Origin of the sequence: Piscirickettsia salmonis LF-89 = ATCC VR-1361 (assembly GCF_000297215.2) — a bacterium.
In the GTDB taxonomy this organism is placed as follows: Bacteria; Pseudomonadota; Gammaproteobacteria; order Piscirickettsiales; family Piscirickettsiaceae; genus Piscirickettsia; species Piscirickettsia salmonis.
In genome coordinates this window covers 1-2053 of the sequence record NZ_AMFF02000223.1, presented here as the reverse complement: position 1 = coordinate 2053, position 2053 = coordinate 1, and the positions used below count along the sequence as shown (strand labels likewise).

Here is a 2053-nt window from a genome sequence, read left to right as displayed (position 1 = left end):
CAAAATCTAATCAAAAAACGATTGGAAAATTGAAGAATATCATAAGTCGATTAAACAAAATGCAAGTTTAGCAAAATCACCAACTAAACTGTTCGGTCACAATGCAATCATATTTTTGCATCAATCGTGGCATTTTGTAAACTAGAAACATTGAGTGTAAAAGCACAACTTAACCACTTTGCACTCAAATATAAATTACTTGTGCGGTCAAATCAAATAGCTTTTGAAGAGCTTAGGCGATTAAAATGTTTATGACCTGTGCGTAAGGTGAGTTATCTAAAGAAACACCCGCATCTAAGCTATACATGCGCTTGGGGATGGTTGATGTGAGATTTTGTATAACACCGTTATCACCACTATAACTGACTAAATTATTAGCATTACGGCTTTGGCTATAGCCAAAGGCGACATAGCTCGCATAATTTTTCATTGTAAAGGTATAGGATGCATCAATCTCAAGGGCAGAGACTTTGCCACTGGTTAGCGTCGATGCTGTCGTCGTATCTGTAAAGCGATTAAGCTTGACCAGGGTTGTTGAGTATTCTGCGTTTAGGCTAAATGGCCCAACATTGAAACCTGCATGTAGGTCAGCTGCTGGAATACGGGTGTGACCATCAGCGGCTTGCGCTTGGCTTAAGGCTGAGACTTCAGTGCCATGAAGGTCAGACATATAGCCGGCACCTAAGTAGGCGCTATTATTATTGCCTAGGTCAAGGGTGTAATGTGCTTGAGTGAGAAAACCTGCATGATTGTTATGATTGGGCGTGTTGACTGTGCTGGCCAGCGAAGTTAGGCCGACTTGCGCATTGAAGCCACCTTGGGTATAGCCGAGCATGGCATTATTGCTGCGGCTTTCAAATAAGCTGGCATCCACATCAGTAGTAATAATATTCGGACCGCTCCAGTTACCAAAATAGCTATACGATTTACCGATAGAGGCATAAAACGGTGTTTCATTGAGATTACCGAAGGTAATCTTGCCGGTGCGCAGGTTATTCGCTAGCATATCATAGTAGAAAAAGCCGGTAGTCCAATCGTTGATATTCGCCATAATATGTAGGCGTGCGGCGGTGACTTCGGCATCACTATGACTGAGACTTTGACTTTTATGAAAGTAATCGGCATCGAGATTGGTGTTACGGCCATAGCCGATATCAGTTTCGAGTAAGCCACCGATAGAGAGTAAAGGCAGTTGGCTGCCCATTTTCGCCATTTTTTGACGAGTGATAAGGATATTTTGCTCTTGGCCAATCGCGCCCAGTTGAGAGATCATCGGACCATCTTGATAGAGTGGACCGACATGGACAAGGTGATTACTGGCTGCATTTGTTGTGCTAGCACCTTGTAATTGGGAAATTTGCTGCTGCAACTGTTTCATCTCAAGTTTAAGCTGGTGGAGTTGCTGCTCAGGGCTTGATGCTGCGAAGCTAATAACAGGTACAAGCGTCGCTGTTAGCAGCATCGCAGTACTGCTGAATTTTTTCATATGGAATACATCCTTTCTGAAAACTACCCTATTATTTATAAGGATTTTATTTTAGCGTTAAGATAGTTTTAGGGTTACATCATTAAAACTTTGGTAATTTTAGGTAAAATCTATAAATTTTTGTATTTTAAAAACACAGTTTGCCTACCTTAGCATCATTAAATGAATAATGTAAATAGCCTTCTTAGCTAAATCTTAAACCTTTGTGAAAAGAATTTTAAAGATGAAGTGAGTTCTTTTATCTCAATGTTTAAAATTATAATTGCGTTAGTGCTAGGTCAGATTTAATAGTTAGGGAAAATTCCTGTTTTATTGTTAGCTTATGGTCATTACCAAGCTGAAAGATAAGGTTAATTTTTGTTTAATATTTTTATTGAGTTTTTATGTTAAAGATGATTGAATGAAATTGATTTGCCTTGAATGTTAAATTATTTTCTTTTTAGTGATTTTTATGGCCATAAATTAAGGTGTGTTTAAATTATGAATAAACGTATTCTGTGCTCTTTTTTGGCAGCAAGTTTACTATTTTCTATGGCCGCTAGTGCGAACGCTGCGAGCCATGGAGTG

Annotated in this window: 1 protein-coding gene and 1 pseudogene; one reads left to right on the top strand and one right to left on the bottom strand. The window is 39.1% G+C overall.

Annotation, left to right across the window (positions count from 1 at the left end; genetic code table 11):
- Positions 1 to 22 precede the first annotated feature (22 nt).
- A pseudogene (locus tag C200_RS16960) lies at positions 23 to 255 on the top strand (IS701 family transposase); the annotation flags it as partial.
- Here the strand turns inward: C200_RS16960 and C200_RS13615 are convergent.
- Positions 233 to 1486, bottom strand: a complete 1254-nt coding sequence (locus tag C200_RS13615; RefSeq protein WP_016212226.1) for an LbtU family siderophore porin — start codon at positions 1484 to 1486, stop codon at positions 233 to 235. The pseudogene C200_RS16960 and the gene C200_RS13615 sit on opposite strands and share 23 nt — an antisense overlap.
- Positions 1487 to 2053 lie beyond the last annotated feature (567 nt).

Bases quoted from the DNA above. Each gene is read 5' to 3' on its own strand.
- C200_RS13615 (WP_016212226.1), bottom strand. From the start codon at position 1,486: ATGAAAAAATTCAGCAGTACTGCGATGCTGCTAACAGCGACGCTTGTA.